Source organism: Polynucleobacter sp. KF022, from assembly GCF_027924105.1.
In the GTDB taxonomy this organism is placed as follows: domain Bacteria; phylum Pseudomonadota; class Gammaproteobacteria; order Burkholderiales; family Burkholderiaceae; genus Polynucleobacter.
Window position 1 is genome coordinate 988,275 of the sequence record NZ_AP026972.1, and the last position, 18,584, is coordinate 1,006,858.

13 protein-coding genes are annotated in these 18,584 nt (G+C 45.4%); 6 read left to right on the plus strand and 7 right to left on the minus strand.

The window, feature by feature from the left end:
• Positions 1-3: 3 nt before the first annotated feature.
• The 5 genes from carB to gloB form a co-directional block, all read right to left on the minus strand.
• The gene (gene carB, locus PKF022_RS05190; protein ID WP_281776080.1) at positions 4-3,267 is read right to left on the minus strand and encodes a carbamoyl-phosphate synthase large subunit; all 3,264 of its coding nucleotides are present in this window, start codon (positions 3,265-3,267) and stop codon (positions 4-6) included.
• Positions 3,267-4,454: a glutamine-hydrolyzing carbamoyl-phosphate synthase small subunit gene (gene carA / locus PKF022_RS05195; protein WP_281777476.1), complete on the minus strand. Its 1,188-nt coding sequence runs from the start codon at positions 4,452-4,454 to the stop codon at positions 3,267-3,269. The genes carB and carA overlap by 1 nt, the downstream gene beginning before the upstream one ends.
• A 245-nt stretch (positions 4,455-4,699) precedes the next feature.
• Positions 4,700-6,583 carry a propionate--CoA ligase gene (locus tag PKF022_RS05200; protein WP_281776081.1) on the minus strand — a complete coding sequence of 628 codons (1,884 nt, stop codon included), beginning with the start codon at positions 6,581-6,583 and terminating at the stop codon, positions 4,700-4,702.
• Between the two features lie 33 nt (positions 6,584-6,616).
• Positions 6,617-8,053, minus strand: coding sequence for a transglycosylase SLT domain-containing protein (locus PKF022_RS05205; protein WP_281776082.1), 1,437 nt, complete (start codon positions 8,051-8,053; stop codon positions 6,617-6,619).
• Complete coding sequence (gene gloB / locus PKF022_RS05210; RefSeq protein ID WP_281776083.1) at positions 8,053-8,862, minus strand: hydroxyacylglutathione hydrolase; 810 nt, start codon at positions 8,860-8,862, stop codon at positions 8,053-8,055. Before gloB ends, PKF022_RS05205 begins: the two co-directional genes overlap by 1 nt.
• A 36-nt stretch (positions 8,863-8,898) precedes the next feature.
• On the opposite strand from gloB, the gene PKF022_RS05215 reads away from it, so the two are divergent.
• From PKF022_RS05215 to dnaQ, 5 genes are all read left to right on the plus strand, one after another.
• Positions 8,899-9,687 (plus strand): class I SAM-dependent methyltransferase, encoded by a 789-nt coding sequence (locus tag PKF022_RS05215; protein WP_281776084.1) that lies wholly within the window; start codon positions 8,899-8,901, stop codon positions 9,685-9,687.
• 9 nt (positions 9,688-9,696) lie between these two features.
• Positions 9,697-10,149 carry a ribonuclease HI gene (gene rnhA / locus PKF022_RS05220; RefSeq protein ID WP_281776085.1) on the plus strand — a complete coding sequence of 151 codons (453 nt, stop codon included), beginning with the start codon at positions 9,697-9,699 and terminating at the stop codon, positions 10,147-10,149.
• A 111-nt stretch (positions 10,150-10,260) separates the two neighbouring features.
• Positions 10,261-11,574 carry an efflux RND transporter periplasmic adaptor subunit gene (locus PKF022_RS05225; protein ID WP_281776086.1) on the plus strand — a complete coding sequence of 438 codons (1,314 nt, stop codon included), beginning with the start codon at positions 10,261-10,263 and terminating at the stop codon, positions 11,572-11,574.
• Positions 11,571-14,669, plus strand: a complete 3,099-nt coding sequence (locus tag PKF022_RS05230) for an efflux RND transporter permease subunit (RefSeq protein WP_281776087.1) — start codon at positions 11,571-11,573, stop codon at positions 14,667-14,669. Before PKF022_RS05225 ends, PKF022_RS05230 begins: the two co-directional genes overlap by 4 nt.
• Positions 14,669-15,379 (plus strand): DNA polymerase III subunit epsilon, encoded by a 711-nt coding sequence (gene dnaQ, locus PKF022_RS05235; RefSeq protein WP_281776088.1) that lies wholly within the window; start codon positions 14,669-14,671, stop codon positions 15,377-15,379. The genes PKF022_RS05230 and dnaQ overlap by 1 nt, the downstream gene beginning before the upstream one ends.
• 8 nt (positions 15,380-15,387) lie before the next feature.
• Here the strand turns inward: dnaQ and PKF022_RS05240 are convergent, their stop codons facing one another.
• Together PKF022_RS05240 and PKF022_RS05245 are read right to left on the minus strand one after the other, a co-directional pair.
• On the minus strand, positions 15,388-16,479 hold the full coding sequence (locus PKF022_RS05240) for a tartrate dehydrogenase (protein WP_281776089.1): 1,092 nt from the start codon (positions 16,477-16,479) through the stop codon (positions 15,388-15,390).
• A gap of 50 nt (positions 16,480-16,529) precedes the next feature.
• Positions 16,530-17,192, minus strand: coding sequence for a SprT family zinc-dependent metalloprotease (locus PKF022_RS05245; protein WP_281776090.1), 663 nt, complete (start codon positions 17,190-17,192; stop codon positions 16,530-16,532).
• Between the two features lie 77 nt (positions 17,193-17,269).
• Between PKF022_RS05245 and PKF022_RS05250 the strand changes: the two genes are divergently transcribed.
• Positions 17,270-18,580 (plus strand): amidase, encoded by a 1,311-nt coding sequence (locus tag PKF022_RS05250; RefSeq protein ID WP_281776091.1) that lies wholly within the window; start codon positions 17,270-17,272, stop codon positions 18,578-18,580.
• Positions 18,581-18,584: the final 4 nt, after the last annotated feature.

Consider the following 18,584-nt stretch of genomic DNA (forward strand, 5'->3'; position numbering starts at 1 on the left):
AGATTAAATAAGCGTCTGATGTAAGTTTTGCAATGAATAGACCTCAAGTGACTCCAACTTGCCATTTTGAGATGCCAACAAGCCGTCCATTACCGCACGTGCTGCACTAATTGTTGTGTAATAGGTCACACCGTTAGCCTGAGCGCTAGTACGAATCGATCTAGAATCCGCAATTGCAGTGCGGGTTTCATCGACAGTCGTAAATACCAGTGAAATTTCACCGTTTTTGATGAAATCCACAATATGCGGACGTCCATCCTTAACCTTATTCACAACTTTCACAGGTAAGCCGGCCGCTTCAATTGCTGCAGCCGTACCCTTGGTAGCCACCATGGGGAAGCCCAATTGATGCAATAACTTAGCAACCTCAATCGCTTTTGGTTTATCACTATCTTTTACAGTTAGAAGCACTGTGCCACTCTTTGGCAATTTAATACCTGCACCTAGCTGAGACTTAAATAAGGCTTCGCCAAAGGTTTTACCAACGCCCATGACTTCACCAGTAGAGCGCATCTCAGGCCCAAGGATAGGATCGATACCTGGGAATTTATTAAACGGAAATACCGCTTCTTTGACTGAGAAGTATGGAGGCTTCACTTCAGCGGTAATACCCTGTTGAGCAAGAGTCTGACCCACCATACAACGAGCAGCAATCTTAGCGAGCTGCAGGCCAGTAGCTTTAGATACAAAAGGCACGGTACGAGAAGCGCGAGGATTGACCTCAAGAACGTAGATAACATCTTTGCCATCAACATTCTGAATGGCAAATTGGACGTTCATCAAGCCAACCACATTTAGGCCTTTAGCCATTGCTGCAGTTTGACGTTTGATTTCTTCTACCGTGTTGTCGGATAAAGAATATGGCGGCAAAGAACAGGCTGAGTCACCAGAGTGGACGCCGGCTTGCTCAATATGCTCCATGACACCGCCGATGAAGACTTTTTCACCATCACTGATGCAGTCAACATCGCACTCAATCGCATCATTTAAAAAGCGATCTAATAAAACTGGAGAATCATGTGAAACTTTAACGGCTTCACGCATATAACGCTCAAGATCGCGACCGTCATGAACAATTTCCATGGCGCGACCACCTAAAACATAAGATGGACGAACAACCAATGGATAACCAATTTCTTCAGCAAGCTTAAGAGCCTCTTCCTCAGTACGCGCAGTGCGGTTAGGAGGTTGGCGTAAACCTAAATCTTGCAGTAATTTTTGAAAACGTTCACGATCTTCTGCTGCATCAATCATGTCTGGTGATGTACCAATAATTGGTACTCCATTGCGCTCGAGATCTAATGCCAGTTTCAAAGGTGTTTGGCCGCCGTACTGAACAATGACACCTTTTGGCTTTTCCTTTGCAACGATTTCGAGAACATCCTCAAGTGTCAATGGCTCAAAGTACAAACGGTCGGAAGTATCGTAATCAGTAGAAACGGTTTCAGGGTTGCAATTGACCATGATGGTTTCATAACCATCGTCGCGCATTGCCAAGGCTGCGTGAACGCAGCAATAGTCGAATTCAATGCCTTGACCAATTCGGTTGGGACCACCGCCCAAAACCATAATCTTTTCTTTATTGGTAGGATTGGATTCGCATTCGCCATGCTCAGCTTCGTATGTAGAGTACAAATAAGCTGTATTGGTAGAGAACTCAGCAGCACAGGTATCCACACGTTTGTAGACTGGGACTACTTTTAAGCGGTGACGTGCAGCACGAACGGAAGCGGCATCAATTCCAAGCAGCTTTGCTAGACGACGATCAGAGAATCCTTTTTGCTTAACAAAGCGAAGCTCTGGTGCAGTCAGGCTATCTATCTTACGCTGCTTCAGTTCGGTCTCAATGGTAATGAGCTCTTCGATTTGTTCAAGAAACCAAGGATCTACTTTAGTTTCGGAATAAATTTCATCGAGGCCCATGCCCATGCGGAATGCATCAGCTAAATACCAAATGCGATCTGGACCTGGTTCATTGATTTCATTGATGATGTCATCAAGGTCTGTAGACACTTCATCAAGACCATCAACACCCACTTCTAAACCACGCAGCGCCTTTTGAAAAGACTCTTGGAAAGTGCGGCCAATAGCCATAACTTCACCAACAGATTTCATCTGGGTAGTTAAGCGTGAATCCGCTTGCGGGAACTTCTCAAATGCAAAGCGTGGAATCTTGGTCACTACGTAATCGATTGATGGCTCAAAGGATGCTGGTGTAGCACCGCCAGTAATATCATTCTTGAGCTCATCCAATGTATAGCCGACTGCCAATTTGGCAGCAATCTTTGCAATAGGGAAACCCGTTGCCTTTGAGGCCAAAGCTGATGAGCGTGACACACGCGGGTTCATCTCAATGACAATCATGCGACCATCAACTGGATTAATAGAGAACTGAACATTTGATCCGCCAGTATCCACACCGATTTCACGCAAGACTGCAATCGATGCATTACGCATGATTTGATACTCTTTATCAGTCAAAGTTTGCGCAGGAGCAACGGTAATCGAATCCCCTGTGTGAACCCCCATCGGGTCCAAGTTCTCAATGGAGCAAACGATGATGCAATTGTCATTGCGATCACGCACTACTTCCATTTCAAACTCTTTCCAGCCCAAGAGTGATTCTTCAATCAAGAGCTCACGCGTTGGCGATAAATCCAAACCGCGTTTGCAAATCTCTTCAAATTCTTCACGGTTATAGGCAATACCACCACCTGATCCACCCATGGTGAATGAAGGACGAATAACCACGGGGAAACCAGAGCTACCGGTCTCTTGTTGAATGCGTTGCTGAACTTCATGGGCTTCGTCCATCGAATGCGCGATACCGGATTTAGCGGAGCCAAGACCAATCTTAGTCATAGCCTCTTTAAACTTTTGACGATCTTCCGCTTTATCGATCGCTTCAGGAGAAGCTCCAATCAATTCACAACCGTATTTCTCGAGTACGCCATGACGATGCAGATCCAACGCACAGTTCAGCGCAGTTTGACCGCCCATAGTTGGCAATATCGCATCCGGTTTTTCGGTGGCAATAATGCGCTCTACTACTTCCCAAGTAATCGGCTCAATGTAAGTTACGTCAGCCATCTCAGGATCAGTCATGATGGTTGCAGGATTGCTGTTTACCAATATGACTTTGTAGCCTTCGTCACGGAGCGCTTTACACGCTTGCGCGCCAGAATAGTCAAACTCACAAGCCTGACCAATTACGATCGGTCCTGCACCAATAATCAGAATGCTCTTAATGTCGCTACGCTTAGGCATTATTTGCCCTCCTTCTTGCTGGCAGCATTCATGAGCTCCACAAAACGATCAAATAAATAGGCAATGTCATGAGGTCCAGGTGAGGCCTCAGGATGTCCTTGGAAACACAGGGCCGGCTTATCTCTCCAAGCCAAACCTTGTAAAGAACCATCAAACAAAGAAACATGGGTTACACGAATATTGTCTGGCAATGTATTGGCATCAACAGCAAAACCATGGTTCTGAGAAGTAATTGCCACACGACCAGTATCTAAATCTTTAACTGGGTGGTTTGCGCCATGATGACCAAACTTCATCTTCAAAGTTTTTGCACCAGCAGCAAGGCCCATAATTTGATGGCCTAAGCAAATACCAAAAGTTGGGATACCTTTTTCGATGATTTCTTTTGCTGCAGCAATTGCATAATCACAAGGGCCAGGATCTCCAGGACCATTCGAGAAGAAAACGCCATCTGGATTCATAGCCAAGACTTCTGCCGCACTAGTTTGAGCTGGCACAACAGTTAATTGACAGCCACGCTCAGTAAGCATGCGTAGGATGTTGCGTTTGACGCCAAAGTCATAAGCAACTACCTTCTTAACTGGTTTGCTTGTATCTAGGGCTCTGTACGTTGGCTTACCTTCAGGGCCATGAAGATCCCATTCGGCTTCACGCCACTCATAAGACTTATTAGTTGTTACTACTTTAGCAAGATCTAACCCCGACATGCCTGGAAAAGCCTTAGCAAGTTCAAGAGCTTTCTTGCTCAAAGTTTCGTAATCATCGCCCAGCTTGCCAGCAACGATTGCGCCTGATTGAGCGCCTTTATCACGAAGAATTCTGGTGAGTTTGCGCGTATCAATACCGGCGATGCCTAATACACGCGCTTTAGTCAGATAGCTATCTAAAGAGCCTTCTGAGCGGAAATTAGATACTCGCTTTGGTAGATCTTTGACAACCAGGCCAGCTGCATGTACTTGATCAGATTCAGCATCTTGGGTATTGACGCCAACATTACCGATATGTGGGTAAGTCAATGTCACGATTTGACGTGAGTAACTAGGATCAGTGATGATCTCTTGATATCCAGTCAACGCAGTATTAAAGACAACTTCGCCGGTAGTTTCGCCAGGGGCGCCAATACTAAATCCGGGAAAAATGGTGCCGTCAGCTAGAGCCAACACGGCGGGGGGAAAAGAAGGAAGCAAGGGTGACAAACCATCTCCAGTCCCTGCTCCATCCGACGCTCAAAACCCTCAAAAAGACCAACCCGAGGATGTTTTTGCGGGAGGTGAGTGTCTTTAAGCGCTAGGGTATTTAATTAGTTTCGAACCCTGTAATCATACCATTTCTGCTCGTAAACCCTTGAATACCCAATGAGATGGGGCCCGGAAAGGAAAAAGCTCCTACAACCTAATGGCTGGAGGAGCTTTTTATCCTAAATTAAGGGGATTTAAGCCTTGGCGCTTTGCTCAATAATGGTCTTAATTTGAGCTAAAACAGACTGATCATCCATGGTGCTGATATCACCAGGATCGCGTCCTTCGGCAACCGCCTGAAGCGCGCGGCGCACAATCTTGCCTGAACGTGTTTTTGGCAAAGCCGTGACGATGTACACGCGTCCTGGACGAGCAATAGCCCCCAAAGTGGTGTCCACAGTTTTCATGCACTCAGCTTCCAAAGTCGCTGTATTTGAAGCATCCTTTGGAATAACAAAAGCAATTGCAGCCTGTCCTTTGAGTTTATCTTCAATACCAACCACAGCCACTTCTGAAATATTTGGATGGCTAGAAATGCTCTCTTCAATCTCGCGAGTGCCAAGACGATGCCCAGCAACGTTAATAACGTCATCTGTTCGTCCTAGAATAAAGAAATAGCCGTCTTTATCTTTAATACCCCAGTCAAAGGTTGAATAGATCAACTTGCCAGGAATAGTTTCCCAGTAGGTGCTGATAAAGCGCTTGTCATCACCCCAAACTGTTTGCATACAACCTGGAGGCAATGGGCCTTCTATGGCAATCACCCCTTTTTGATCTGGACCCAACTCTTCAGATGTTGCGTCATCAAGCAACTTCATGTTGTAGCCAAAAGATGGCACGCCAGGTGAGCCAAACTTATGCGGCATGACTTCAACACCACGTTGGATTGCCAACATTGGCCAACCGGTTTCCGTTTGCCAGTAATTGTCCACGATCGGCTTATTGATGGCGCCATGAATCCAACTTGCAGTTGGTTCATCTAAAGGCTCACCAGCCAAGAACAAAGCACGCAATTTAGAAAGATCATGTTTTGTTAGGAACGCAGGATCTTGTTTCTTCAGAACGCGAACAGCCGTTGGTGCAGAGAACATGACAGAAACTTTGTATTTATCAACCAACTCCCACCAAATGCCCGCATCTGGACGCAAAGGCGTTCCTTCATACATGATGGTCGCCATTCCAGAAAGTAATGGCGCATAAATAATGTAGCTATGACCAACAACCCATCCAATATCAGATGTACAGAACATCGTCTCGCCCGGATTGCCAGTGAAAATATGTTTCATGGAAGCAGCAAGTGCTACAGCATATCCGCCGGTATCACGTTGCACACCTTTTGGTTTACCAGTCGTACCAGAGGTATACAAAATATAGGATGGATGAGTTGCATCAACCCACTCAACAGGAACAACATCATTGAGGTGTTTCTGACGCTCAGTTGCATAGTCAAGATCACGTCCAGCAACAGTTGTGAACTCAGTTAAGCCGCGATTCACAATCAATACTTTCTCTGGCTTGTATTCAGCCAAAGTAATTGCCTCATCTAGCAAAGGCTTGTATGGGACAGCCTTACCGCCGCGTGCACCGGCTTCTGCAGTTACGATGAGCTTTGGTTTTGCATCATCAATACGTGAGGCGAGGCTATGGGATGCGAAGCCGCCAAAAACAACAGAATGGATAGCGCCAATACGAGCACAGGCTAGCATTGCAAAACAAGCCTCAGCAATCATTGGCATATAAATTAGGACTCGGTCGCCCTTTTGAATGCCGTTTGCTTTATAGATTGCAGCCATACGATTAACTTCTTCATATAGCTCTTTAAATGTGTAAGTCTTCTCTTGATTGGTTTCTGTTGAGACCGCAACTAGAGCGATTTGATTTGGACGATCCTTAAGATGGCGATCTACAGCATTGAAGCAAAGATTCGTTAGGCCACCTTCAAACCATTTTGCAAATGGAGGGTTATCGTAATTTAAAACTTTATTAAATGGTTTTTCCCAATGAATTAATTGCGCTTGCTCGCCCCAAAATCCATCTGGGTCTTTAATTGAGCGTTCGTGGTGTGCTTTATAGGACATGGTCAACCTGATTTCTTAAAAAAGTTACTGAAATTACTGACTTTTGCTCGCCCCTTTGCTGCTGTTATTGCTGCTAGAGGCGGCTGAACTACCATTTTTCGCAGATTTTGCAAGTCCTGTCGATGCGGATTTATGCTGAGATGCAGCATCTTTTTGAGAAGAATTACCCTTAGAAGTCGGTTTTCCTGTTGATTTGGCAATTGTAGCGGGGGCACATTTTGCTGTCTTGCCACCCTTCCCTGCATTTGCCGGCTTAGGGCATTTGGGGGCTGGCGGCGCTGGTTTTTCCAAGCTTAAGCTGGCATTTTCTGCCATAGAAGAAGATACATCTCCAGGGCGGCGATTATTTTTAGGAATAAGCACGGTAGAACCTGCGCGAATCCGCATTCCTCGCGGAATACCATTGACCTCTCTAAGAGTATCAACATCTACACCCAAGGTTTTTGCTGCCTGGTCAACACTTTCCGTTTTGGATACCTGAACGGCAGTCCATGAAGAAAGTGGTTTGTCGTATTGCTTCAAGTTAGATTGAAAGATTTCTGCATGGGCAAATGGCAGCAGAATTTGCTGATTTGCATTACTTAAGATAACCGGCTTATTAAATGATGGATTTAAGCTATGAAATTCATCTGAGGGGATTTCTGCTAATTTAATTACTAGAGACACGTCAATATCACTGCCGACATCAACGGCAACAAAGTACGGGTGATTTTCAAGTTCTGGCAAAACTATTCCATAGGCCTGTGGATCCAAAACGATTTGACGATATGCCATTAGTTTGGGAACGTAATTTCGAGTCTCTCGTGGCAACGTCAAACTCTCATAGTCAGTTGGCAAGCCAGCAGCAACATTGCGCTTCTGCGCTTTAGCAATATTCCCGGCCCCCCAGTTATATGCAGCCAAGGCCAACTCCCAGCTGCCGAATTGATTATGCAGACGCTGCAGATAATCCAAAGCCGCATCAGTAGATTGCACGACATCACGACGCTCATCTCTAAACACGTTTTGCGTTAAACGAAAATCTTTACCTGTAGCTGGCATAAATTGCCATAAACCTACTGCTTTAGCACTCGACTTAGCATGAGTTACAAATGCACTCTCTACAAATGGTAGTAGCGCTATCTCTGTAGGCATATTTCGCGCATTAACTTCTTGAACAATGTAAAACAAATAACGTGATGAACGCGTCATCGAGCGATTGACGTAATCTGGCCTCGCAGCCAGCCAGCGTACCTGTTCAATTTCAAGCGGAGTATTCATGGGCTCCATTTGAAAGCCGTCACGAATGCGGATCCATAAATTATCCGAAGGCGCATAAATCTTGCTGACAGATTGATTTTTAAGATTAACGCGGATGGCCTTAGAGGACTTAGGGTTAGCCTTGGTCGGAGTATTTGAAGACCAATCCCCAGTACTCGCGCAGCCACTCAAGAAAGCGGCAATGACTACCGCCGCATACAAAATGCGCATCAGAAACGATCTTTCCAGGCGCGAATTACTGCTAGCACATGGGCTGGGGATGGTAAATCCGATTGCCCAGAGACCTCTTTGGCCATTGCAATAACTTCCGGCTGATCACAGCGCATGAAAGGATTAACTTGTAGCTCCTGACCAATTGTTGTGGGGAGTGTTGATAAGCCTTGTTCGCGCAGAGATTTTGCTTGCTCTGCCCATGAAACTAAATTGAAGTTATTGGGCTCAACTGCTAAAGCAAAGCGAATATTAGATAAGGTGTACTCATGAGTGCAGAAAACCAAAGTGTTTTTTGGCAAAGCAGCAAACTTAGCGAGCGACTCACTCATTTGCGTTGGCGTACCCTCAAATAATCTGCCGCAGCCAGATGCAAAAAGCGTATCGCCACAGAACAGCATTGGCTCTACTACATTGGCCTGCATGTTTGCAAAATAGGCAATGTGGCTGAGGGTATGACCTGGAACCTCAAAAACTTTAAGACTAATTCGAGGGGCGGTAATTTCAACCTTATCGTCCTGCATGACTGCAACAGTTCGACCTGGAATGTTGTCGCCCACTGGTCCATAAACTGGAATATCAGCCCCTAAACTTTCCAACAGGGAAAGAATTCCACCGGTATGGTCGGCATGGTGATGGGTAATTAAGATTCCCTTAAGGGTTAATTTATTTGCCTTCAGGTAAGCCAGAGTGGGTTGCGCATCCCCTGGATCCACCACTAAAGCAGAGCTGCCATCGTGAATGCACCAAATATAGTTATCATCAAAGGCCGGTATGGGCCAGACCTGCAATAAAGTATTCTTATCCATAGACTCATGATACCAACCCCACCCATCCCCTCTCAGATGCCTGCACCCCCTTGGAGCTCCTGGGAAAAATGGCTGCAATCTCCGCCGGGGCGCTATGTACTTAATTGGGAGCAACAATGCTTTGATCAAATCGTTGCGGATGTCTTTGGATTTCATGCTGTCCAAATTGGGCTACCTCAGATTAATACACTATCTGAAAATCGGATGCCATTACATGCAGTTCTCATTCATTCAAACGATAGCCTCACCACTGCAAGCCGCCACAACTGGCATTTAATTGAGGCTAGCTCGACTGAGCTCCCTTTTGCAAGTGAGAGTCTTGATTTAATTGTTTTGCCTCATGTACTGGAGTTTGCTTCAGATCCCCATCAGATATTGCGCGAAGTAGACAGAGTCCTTCGACCTGAGGGTCGCCTGATCATTTCAGGCTTTAACCCTGCAAGCCTATGGGGCGCCAGACAATATCTCAGTAGATTAATAGGCAGCCCCTACCTCCCTAGAGATGGTCAATTTATCAGCCTCATACGTATTAAAGATTGGTTAGAGCTACTTAATTTCTCTTTAGATCGCGGTCATTTTGGTTGTTACAAATTCCCACTTCAGGGCGAAGCAGTCATGAAGAAAATGAATTTCCTTGAAAAAATGGGCAACCGATGGTGGCCTATATTCGGAGCAGTTTTTCTGGTCTCCGCAATCAAGCGCCAACAAGGCATGCGTCTCATTGGCCCAGCTTCACTAGTCCGCATTCCAGCAATCAATCAATTGAGCCCCGCAGCGGAGCGCAGTAATCTGCAAAACCAACTCAACAGTAGCAATACCAAGTAAATTATTGCTATGCCGCATAACAAACTCCCTCATATCGTCATTTATACCGATGGCGCCTGTAAAGGTAACCCTGGCCCTGGTGGCTGGGGAGCGGTGCTGCGCTCAGGAGGTCATGAAAAGCATATTCATGGCGGCGAAAAGCTCACCACCAACAATCGCATGGAAATATGCGCGGTGATTTTTGCTCTAAGAGCCCTAAAGCATCGAAGCACTGTCGAGCTATGGACCGACTCACAGTATGTCCAAAAAGGGGTAACTGAATGGCTTGAAGGGTGGAAAAAGCGTGGGTGGAAAACGGCCAACAAGGATCCCGTTAAAAACGCGGATTTATGGCAAGAATTAGATGCCCTACTTCCAGACCATGACATCTCTTGGCATTGGGTTAGAGGGCATAACGGCCATCCTGGGAATGAATTGGCCGACCAATTGGCCAATAAGGGTGTCGAGGAGTTTTTGCCCTAGGACTAGCGCCCGCCTCTAGTCACCAATAAAGGCATCTTATGAGAGAATGGTTCTGCCCTAGAAGCCCTAAAAACAGCATATAAACCCCAGAAAACCAAGAAAAACGAGACTGTGTCAAAAATAGAATCCTCCCTTGATAAATTGCTAGTCAAGATCGTGCAACTGAAGGGCGCTGCTAAATCTCGCTTATGTGGCCTTTGGAGTAAATATTTGCCACCGTCCAGCAAGCTAAAAGGCATCAATTACGGCTCTACCAAATCATTCATAAAGCAGTTTAAGTGGCGCATTTTGATTGTTTTGATTCTGCTATATGCAGGCTCAAAAACATACGATTATTTTTTCCCAGCAGGCAAGAAAGCCGGCGGCCCCCAAACGATCACCAGTATTGTGGTGGAAAAAAAGGATGTTCCTCTCATCATCGAGGCTACCGGGACTATTGTCTCCAATAGCATTGTTGATATTCGCCCTATGGTTACGAATACCGTTACCAAAATTCACATTAAAGATGGACAAGAAGTAACAGAGGGTCAACTTCTGTTCAGCCTAGACGATCGCAATGACAAAGCCAACTACGAAAAACTCAAGGCTTTAGCCGATGATGCTCAGAAGCAATATTTGCGCGCCAAGGAATTGGTTGCTAAAAATTTCATTTCCAAGGCGGGATTGGAAACCTCTTTAGCCAACGCTAAGTCAGCACAAGCAGCTGCCCGTTCTGCTGAGGTACAACTTTCCTTTGACTCTATACGCTCCCCTATTAATGGTCGTGCAGGCATCATTAATGTCTTTCCAGGCTCATTCGTGCAAGCAAGCAATGCAGTAATTAGCTCAACGAATGCTTCTGCTACATCCACCACTGGATCTATGGTGACTATTACACAACTGAATCCTATTAACGTTCAGTTTGTGGTGCCTGAAAAAGATATTCCAATAATTTTGGAAAACAAAAAGGCAGATGAACCCCTAAAGGTAAAAGTTACTGTTGGCAACACCGGAAAAACTGTTTACGAAGGTCAGGTGCTGGTGATAGATAACCAAGTAGATCCGGCGATTGCAGCAGTGAGAGTGAAAGCACAAATTCCTAATGAAAAGATGGAGCTCTTGCCTGGTCAGTTTGCACGCATTTCTCTGAATGCCAACACTCTAAAAGATGCCTTAGCGGTACCAACCCAAGCAATCGTTATTAGTCCATCAGGACGACTTGTCTACGTAGTAGACAAAGATGACAAAGCAGTAGCTAAGCCAGTCAAAGTAACTTATGAATATCAAGGCACTTCTGTGATTACCGGTATTCAGGCTGGGGATCGAATTGTGGTCGAAGGCAAGCAGAATTTACGAACTGGCAGCAAAGTACGTGAGGCTAAAGTCAGCAAAGGCCCTGCTCCTGCTGCCCCTGCTAACAACACCCCCGCTGCAGAGCAAAAATGACGCTTTCTGAGTTATGCATTAGACGTCCCGTCATGACGGTGTTGTTATCTATTGCAACCGTCATTGCCGGAAGCGTAGCGTATTTCAAAATTCCAGTAGCTGCACTACCTAGTTTTAATACACCAATTATTTCTGTAACGGCAAGTCTGCCTGGAGCTGCGCCAGAAAATATGGCATCCGCAGTTGCGTTGCCGCTTGAGAAAGAATTCTCAACAATCGATGGCATTAAGGTTATTAGCTCTACGAACTCCCTTGGTTCAACCAGCATCACTCTGGAATTTAATAACGACCGCGACATTGATAAAGCCGCGGTAGATGTGCAAGCGGCACTGTTGCGTGCGCAAAGACGCCTACCCATTGAAATGACGATACCTCCGTCATATCGAAAAATTAATCCAGCAGATACACCAGTACTTATTGTCAGAATGAGTTCGCCATCAATTAGCCTCTCGGAAATGAATGCCTATGCCGAGAATTTAATGGCGCCTAATTTATCGACTATTACAGGTGTATCTCAAGTTTCTGTTTATGGCGCCAAACGTTACGCCGTTCGCGTTAGCGTAAGACCAGACGCCTTGGGCAATCGCAACATCACGATGGATGAAGTGGCGGCTGCGATTAATAAAGCCAATACTAATAGCCCTGTTGGTACGCTGGATGGCCCGCGACAACTCATTACTATTTATGCCAATCCTCAATTGGTTAAGGCTGAGGAGTTTGGCAATCTCATCATTGCGCAGCGCAATGGCTACCCAATTTATCTTAAAGATGTAGCGGATGTTCAGGAAAGCTACGAAGATGTCAAAACTTTTGCCTCTGCAAAAGGTGAGAGATCAATTGCGATTGGTATTAATAGACAACCTAATGCCAATACGGTTGAGGTAGTGGATTCTATAAAGCGCTTGCTGCCTTCGCTCAAAGCGCAAATGCCAGATTCGATTCAGCTAACGCTTATCAATGACCGCTCACTCTCCATTATTGAATCTATTCATGATGTGAATATCACTCTGCTATTCACTATTGCATTGGTTGTTTTAGTAATTTTCCTCTTCTTAAAGCATATATCTGCCACTGTCATTCCCTCCATTAGCCTACCAATTTCTTTGATTGGCGCTTTTTTTGTTTTCTACTTTCTTGGATACAGTCTAGATAACATTTCCTTGCTGGGTATTACGTTAGCCGTTGGTTTGGTTGTAGACGATGCCATTGTTGTTCTTGAAAACATCATGCGTTACGTTGAAAAAGGCATGGATCCCCTCAAGGCTGCTCTCAAAGGAAGTAAAGAGGTGGGCTTCACTATTGTTTCCATTTCTTTGTCTCTAGTTGCTGTATTCATACCCCTGTTCTTTATGGCCGGTCCAATTGGCCTCCTCTTTAGAGAGTTTGCAGTTGTAGTTACGCTTTCTATTTTGGTCTCTGCAGTTGTATCCCTAACAATTGTGCCAATGTTGTGTAGTCGCTTTTTGCCTAAGCCGGATCACAAGCCAAAAGAATATGAAATTACTAAGAAATTTGATCGCCTCTTTGATTGGACGTTAAAGTCATACGTTCACTATTTGGACTTAGCTTTAGTAAATCGTAAAAAGGTACTCTGGGGGGCGATTGCTAGCTGCGTCATTACAGTTGCCCTATTCGTCTATAGCCCAAAGGGATTCTTTCCTGAAGAAGATATTGGCCAATTGCGAGTCACCGTTGAAGCTTCTGAGGACACATCATTTAAAACAATGATTGCCTTGCAAGATCAAGCAGCCAAAATTGTTGATAGCGATCCCAATGTCGCAACGTCGATTTCTATTTTGGGTGGCGGCCAAAGCTCAGGGCGCAATACCGGGCGGTTCTTCATTATTTTGAAGCCGAAAGGCGAGCGTCAAAAAATGAGTAAGGTCATGGAAGGTCTTCGGACCAAGTTCAGAGAAATTCCTGGCATCCAGGTGTATATGAGTCCTGTGCAGAATCTACAGTTGGGTGGACGAAGCAGTAAGAGCCGTTATCAATTTACATTGCAAAGCGTTGGCTTTGAGGGCGTGAATGAGTGGGCTGATAAGTTATTGCAAAAAATGCGTGCGGACCCTATTTTTAGGGATGTCACAAGCGACTCTCAATTAAAGGGCCTAAACGTCAAAATCGAAATCGATCGCGAAAAAGCTGCTAGTGCTGGTGTATCGATTGCCGATATCAGAACGGCACTCTACTCTTCATTTGGTGAGCGTCAAGTTTCCACCATCTACACACCCGTCAATACTTACTATGTCATTCTAGAAACGGCAGAGGATGATCGGCAATTTGAAACAGACTTGAACAAAGTGTATGTACGGGGTCGAGCAACCGACAAGCTCATACCCTTATCCAGCCTAGCAAGCTTTGTGAGAACAGTGGGTCCAACCGCGGTAAACCACCAAGGCCAAATTCCTGCCGTGACAATTTCTTTTAACCTCGCACCAGACGTCTTCTTGGGCGATGCGACTAAAGCAATCGATAAGTTTGTGAAAGAAGTGGATTTACCGCCCTCAATCATTACCAGCTATGGTGGCGATGCTGCGGTCTTTAAAGACAATCAGTCCGGCCAAGTCATCTTGCTGTTAGCAGCATTAGGTGTCATTTATATTCTGCTCGGTGTTTTATATGAGAGCTACATTCATCCACTTACTATTCTGGCCGGCCTACCTTCTGCTGCTATTGGTGCGATATTAGCTCTGCGTATTTTTGGCTTTGAGCTTACTATTGTTGCGTCAATTGGCATCCTGCTTTTAATTGGTATTGTTAAGAAGAATGCAATTTTGATGATTGACTTTGCCTTGGATGCGCAACGAAATCAAGGAATGAGTCCCGAGAAAGCGATCCGCGAAGCTTGTATTTTGCGCTTTAGGCCGATCATGATGACAACGATTGCTGCTTTGATGGGCGCACTACCAATTGCGCTTGGCCTTGGTGCCGGCGCAGAATTGCGACAACCACTTGGCATTAGCGTTGCTGGTGGACTTATTTTTTCTCAGTTTGTGACACTAATTATTACGCCAGTCATTTATCTATATCTGGATAAATATGCGGGTAATGGCCCTATGGACATTCCAGCTTCTGTTTTAGAGGGAACCTAATGCGTCAAGTTATTCTCGATACCGAAACTACCGGTTTAAATCCTGCTACAGGAGACCGCATCATTGAAATTGGATGCGTTGAGATGGTTGGCCGCCGTTTAACGGACCGAACCTTTCACTACTACATTAATCCGGAGCGCGATATTGACGCGGGCGCCTTTGCGGTTCACGGTCTCTCAAGAGAGTTTTTATCTGATAAGCCAATCTTTGCAAATATTGTTGAGCAACTGATTGAGTTTGTCGATGGCGCTGAAATCGTGATTCATAATGCAGCTTTTGACTTAGGCTTTCTGGATAATGAGTTCGCACTCTTAAAACGTCCGCCGTTCAGAAATCTAGCATCAAAGGTTACTGACACCTTGCTCGATGCTCGGCAAATGTTTCCAGGTAAACGAAACTCTTTAGATGCTTTATGCGAGCGTTTCTCTATTAGCAATAAACATCGTACTTTGCACGGCGCGCTTTTAGACGCCCAACTATTGGCCGAAGTATATGTAGCAATGACCAGAGGTCAAGAAGACCTTTCCATTGATCTCATTGATTACACTGTTGGAGCAGATTCCTCTGGCCATACGAAGGCTCTACCAACTAATTTAAAAATACTATCAGCATCAGATGATGACTTGCAAAGTCATGAAAAAATTCTCGCTGAGATTGCTAAGGCAAGTAAAAAGGACTCCGTATGGAGCCCTTTACGTACAGTCAGTTAAGCATTCAATTAGATTGCGTCAGCAATCGCCTTACCTAAATCATCAGTTTTTGCATTGCCGCCTAGATCTGGCGTCAAAGGCGCGTTTCCGGGACCAGAGGCCAATACCTTTTCAATAGCATTAAAGATGGCTTTGCCGGCTTCAGGGTAACCCAGGTGATCTAACATCATCGCCCCACTCCAAATCTGACCAATTGGGTTTGCAATCATCTTGCCAAAAATATCAGGTGCAGATCCATGTACTGGCTCAAATAAAGAAGGGAACTTGCCTTCTGGATTAATACTTCCAGATGGAGCCACTGCAATTGTTCCAGTACATGCAGGTCCCAAGTCAGAAAGTATGTCGCCAAATAAATTACTTGCAACAACCACATCGAAGCGATCGGGGTTCATGACAAACTGCGCTGCAAGAATATCAATATGGTATTTATCAGCTCTTACGTCAGCATAATTCTTTGACATTGCTTCAACACGCTCATCCCAGTAAGGCATGGTAATCGCAATGCCATTTGATTTGGTTGCAGATGTAATGTGCTTCTTAGGACGAGATTGCGCTAGATCAAAGGCGTATTTCAAAATGCGATCAACGCCTTGTCTTGTAAATACGGATTCTTGAATCACAATTTCACGGTCTGTATCGGGGAACATTTTTCCACCAACACTAGAGTACTCGCCTTCAGTGTTCTCACGTACAACAAAGAAATCAATGTCGCCAGGCTTGCGATTTGCCAATGGGCAAGGAACGCCTGGCAGCAAACGCACTGGGCGCAAATTAACATATTGATCAAAGCCGCGTCGGAACTGAATCAAGCTTCCCCATAAAGAGACGTGATCGGGGAGAATTTCTGGCATTCCAACGGCACCGAAGAAAATGGCGTCATACTTCATCAAAGTATCAAACCAATCGTCAGGCATCATCTTGCCGTGCTTGAGGTAGTAATCACAACTTGCAAAGTCGAAATGATCGAACTGCATCCCAAGATTAAATTTACGATTAGCGGCCTCGAGTGCGCGAACACCCTCCGGCATGACTTCTTTACCAATACCATCGCCAGGAATAACGGCAATCTTTGGATTCTTAAAAATTTTCTTTGCGTTCATGGGTGATTAGTCTCTTTATATTTTTTTGTGAATATTCATTTTACAAATTTCTAGCTAATGGCTCTGCGGATGTCATCGGGCGCTTTTTTACCACCCTTTTCAATAGACTCACTATCGTAATCAGTTGTATTTTCAATGGTCTCTGGTACGGCCTCTAGCATGCGAATGTTGTCCTTAGGGCATATTGGCGCCCCATAACTAGCCCATTTTTTGAGTAAGGTGACTTCATAGCCACATTGGCTGCACTTGGCTTTGCTGCGACTGGCATTGCTTGGTCTAGGGGGTGGGAAAACAATTGCCTGATGCGGATATGGACCCAGTTCTTGGCTGATCATCATCAGCTTGACGGTCAACTCCTCAGTGGCATGTGCCATTCTGGCGGGACCTTCCAATCCTACGGTCTGAGCGATACCCTTGAAATCTTCACCATGGCCACTAAAGCAATCATCCACAGCATGACAAAGCTCATGAACCAAGGTATCTAAAAGCTGTACTGGTTCATCTAATTTTGGGGAGATAAATATCTCATTGACACCGCCACCAGATCGCTCGCGAGGCCAACATTGACCAAGCGTGGTTCTAGGGCTGCTGGAAGCCGGAAATCCGCAAGAAACCCTCACTGGAGGGATCGCATAACCTGCTTTTGAAAATACTGGCTCTAGATGCCTTACAGCGTCTTCCAGCCATGCTTCACGTACCGTATGTTGCTTCATCTAACTTCTCTTTTATTGAATTTCTAGTCCAAAAACCTTAAATTGCGATCATACGCCACCAAAAGTAGAATGGGGTAATGAAAGATCTCGAAAGTCTCAGCGCCACCCAGGCCATTAAAGCCCTCTCTAGAAGAGAGATTAAGGCAACCGATTTGCTACTCTCCTGCCTGGACCGCATAGGACAGAGGGAGAGCGTTGTCAAAGCTTGGACAAGCCTTGGCAAGGAGAGCGCCCTAGCCAAGGCTAAAGAGCTTGATAAGGGTGCATTTAAAGGTATTTTGCATGGGCTACCTATTGGCGTAAAAGACCTTTATGACACTTATGACTTGCCAACTTCTTATGGATCACCGATCTATGCCAATCACTATCCGGCAGCAGATGCTGTATCCATTGCATTAATCCGACAAGCGGGCGGCATCATCCTTGGTAAAACAGTCACCACAGAGTTAGCCTCTTTTAAAAGTGGGCCAACCACCAATCCCCATCTTTCAAACCACACGCCGGGAGGATCTTCCAGCGGCTCTGCTGCAGCAGTAGCTGACTTCATGGCGCCCTTAGCAACTGGCAGCCAAACAGCAGGCTCCATCATTCGTCCAGCGTCTTATTGTGGCGTAGTAGGCTTTAAACCCAGCTTAGGAAAAATCAGTACTGCGGGGGTAAAAAGTCTCTCCACTTCCCTAGATACATTGGGATGCTTTGGCAGAACTATTGAAGATGTCGGACTAGGTGTAGCAGCGATGAGTGGCGATCACCGTTTTACAAAAGTAGAGGCTTTGCACAATAAGCCTCGTGTAGCCATATGTAAAACATCTGACTGGCCTCTTGCGCAGCAAGAAACCGTGACTGCAATGGCTGTGGCTCGCCATGCTGCAGAGCTTATCTCCAAAACAACCGTTTCTGATCTTAAGCTTCCTCATTCTTGTGATGGTATTACGCAAGTACAAACGCGCATCATGCTCTCTGAGATGTCACGCAGCTTTGCATTCGAGCGAACTCATTACCCAAAGAAGCTAAGTTTAATTTTGAGCAAACAACTTAGTGATGGTGCTGCAATTAGTTACGAGCAATATGCAAAAGATTTACTTTTTGCCGATGAAGCAAAAGCATCCATCATGGAGTTATTTCAAGATGAGGTTGATTTATTGATTGCTCCTAGCGCACTAGGAGAAGCACCCAACATTAAAGATGGGACTGGAGACCCGGTCTTCGGTCGTGGATGGACGCTATTAGGCCTACCCTGCATCAATATCAATGTGGGCAGCGGCCCCAATGGATTACCTGTCGGAGTGCAACTGATTGCTGGGCCAGGAAAGGATCATTTTCTTTTAAGCGCAGCAAGGGCTTTCGTACTTGCGTTGCCTGATCCCACTTTAAGAGATCAGGCTTAAAACG